Below are 2,287 nucleotides of genomic sequence, written 5' to 3'. Positions count from 1 at the left end.
ACGAGGAAACGTGGGCTCGGAAATGAGTAAAACAGACACCGGTTACCGCCACCTTACGGGCGTCTGACGCCCGTAAGGTGGCCTTAACGGCATGTGGGCCTCAGCCCAGGACGCCGCCGACCTTGACGTGCCCCTTGAGCAGGTTGCGGGCGATGGTCCGGCGCTGGATCTCGTCGGTGCCCTCGTAGATGCGCAGCAGCCGCAGCTCGCGGTACCAGCGCTCGATCGGCAGTTCCCGCGTGTAGCCCATCCCGCCGTGGATCTGCAGGACGCGGTCGACGATCTCGTTCGCCTTCACCCCGCCGTACAGCTTCGCCATCGACTGCGCGTGCCGCGAGTCCATCTTCTGGTCGACCTGCCACGCCGCGTGCAGCACCAGCCAGCGCAGCGCTTCCAGCTCGACGCCGGAGTCCGCGATCATCCACTGGATGGCTTGGCGCTCGGCGATCTTCTGCCCGAACGTCTCCCGCGTGTTGGCATGCTCGATGGCCATCGACAGCAGCCGCTCGCACGACCCGATCGCGCGTGCCGGGAGCAGGTACCGGCCCTGGCCGATCCACTGCATCGCGAGTTCGAACCCGCGTCCTTCCTCACCGAGGATCTGCGAGGAAGGCACGCGAACGTCCTGGAACACCAGCGAAGCCGGGCCCCACTCACCCATCGTGTCGATGTACTCGGACTTCCAGCCCATCTCCCGGTCGACGAGGAAGCACGTGACGCCGCCGTTCGCGCCCTTCTCCGGGTCGGTGATGGCGAAGACCATGGTGAAATCGGCCTCGTTGCCGCCGGTGATGAACGTCTTCTCGCCGTTGATGATCCAGTCGTCGCCGTCCTTGCGGGCCGACGTCCGGATCGCCTTCGCGTCCGATCCGGCACCCGGTTCGGTGATCGCGAAACAGGACTTCCGCTCGCCCGAGATCGTCGGGAGCAGGTAGCGCTCCTTCTGCTCCTCGTTGGCGTGGAACAGGATGTTGTCCGCCGAGCCACCGAAGCGGAACTGGACGAAGGTGCGGCCGAGCTCGGCTTCGAGCAGGGCCGCCATCACCGCGGACAACCCCATGCCGCCGTACGCCTCGGGCGTCAGCACACCCCAGAACCCGGATTCCTTGGCCTTGAGCTGGAGGTCGCGCAGCTCGTCGGAGGTGATCCCCGGCTGCCCGGCACGCTCGCGGCGCAGGACCTCCGGCTCGAGCGGAATCAGCTCGCGCTGGACGAAGGTGCGGACCCAGTCGCGCACTTCCCGTTCCTCGACGCTCAGGGTGAAATCCATGGCTACCTCTTCTGCGGAATTCTCTGCCCGACACGGTCGCGGCCGCGGGAGGCGCCACGACACTGGCTAAGCGCTTGCTTAGTCCAGGATACCCGTACTCCCGGTCACGTCTACCCCGCACGCGTGACAAGCGGGATCGGGCGCGGAAAGATCGAACGCAGGAGACAGAACTTGGGGGTTCCGGTGATGGAAATCGCAGTCCGGTGGTCACGGCCACTGCCGAACGAGGAGCGTTTCCTGCGCTTGCTCGACGACGTCGAACTCGGGCGGCACGAGGCATACCGGCAGGAAGCGGACAAGCGGCGCTTCCTCACCGGACGGGTGCTCGCCAAGACGCTCGCCGCCGAACGGCTCGGCCTCGACGTCGAGACGGTGCGGTTCGACGCGACGTGCGAGGACTGCGGGAAGCCGCACGGACGGCCGCGGGTGCCGGGCTCGGATCTGACGCTGACTATCTCGCACTCGGGTGACCTGATCGGCGTCGCGGCGACCGACGGCGTCCCGATCGGCCTCGACGTCGAGACCGCCACCCGCCGCGCGGACGACTCACTGATCGACTACGCGCTGAGCCCGGTCGAGCAGAAGGCGCTGGCCGGCCTGACCGCCGAGGAGCGGACCGCCGCGTTCTTCGTCTACTGGACCCGCAAGGAAGCCGTGATGAAGGCGACCGGCAAGGGCCTGAAGATCCCGCTACAGAGCATCACGTTCTCCGGCCACGACGAGCCCGCGCGCCTGGTGTCCTCCGACGACGCGGCACTCGACCCGGCACTGACCCGCCTCGCCGACCTGGAGGCCACCGAGGGCTACCGCGCCGCCGTCGCGGTGCTGACCACCGAGGATCTCCAGGTCAGCGAGCACTTCTGGACCCCTGAGTTCTGAGCGCGCGGGAGCAAGGGCAGAACGGCCTCTGAAGGCCACCTTGAGGGAGAATTATTTCCCCAAAGTTGCCATAAAAACATGGACTATAAAAAAAAAAACAAACCACCCAACAAATGAACAAAGCGGGGAGGCGGGTAG

2 protein-coding genes are annotated in these 2,287 nt (G+C 66.3%); one reads left to right on the top strand and one right to left on the bottom strand.

Going from position 1 to position 2,287, the window contains the following annotated elements:
• Positions 1 to 100: 100 nt before the first annotated feature.
• Positions 101 to 1,270: an acyl-CoA dehydrogenase family protein gene (locus ACFWX1_RS10255; RefSeq protein WP_378385858.1), complete on the bottom strand. Its 1,170-nt coding sequence runs from the start codon at positions 1,268 to 1,270 to the stop codon at positions 101 to 103.
• A 186-nt stretch (positions 1,271 to 1,456) separates the two neighbouring features.
• Between ACFWX1_RS10255 and ACFWX1_RS10250 the strand changes: the two genes are divergently transcribed.
• Positions 1,457 to 2,149 carry a 4'-phosphopantetheinyl transferase family protein gene (locus ACFWX1_RS10250; protein WP_378385856.1) on the top strand — a complete coding sequence of 231 codons (693 nt, stop codon included), beginning with the start codon at positions 1,457 to 1,459 and terminating at the stop codon, positions 2,147 to 2,149.
• Positions 2,150 to 2,287 lie beyond the last annotated feature (138 nt).

It is taken from the genome of Amycolatopsis sp. NPDC059021, from assembly GCF_042739895.1.
Taxonomy (GTDB): Bacteria; Actinomycetota; Actinomycetes; order Mycobacteriales; family Pseudonocardiaceae; genus Amycolatopsis.
Note: the sequence above shows the minus strand (reverse complement) of the source record. Positions and strands in the feature narration are given on the sequence as shown.

Coding starts and splice junctions, on each gene's coding strand:
- ACFWX1_RS10255 (WP_378385858.1), bottom strand. CDS start 1,270: ATGGATTTCACCCTGAGCGTCGAGGAACGGGAAGTGCGCGACTGGGTC.
- ACFWX1_RS10250 (WP_378385856.1), top strand. CDS start 1,457: ATGGAAATCGCAGTCCGGTGGTCACGGCCACTGCCGAACGAGGAGCGT.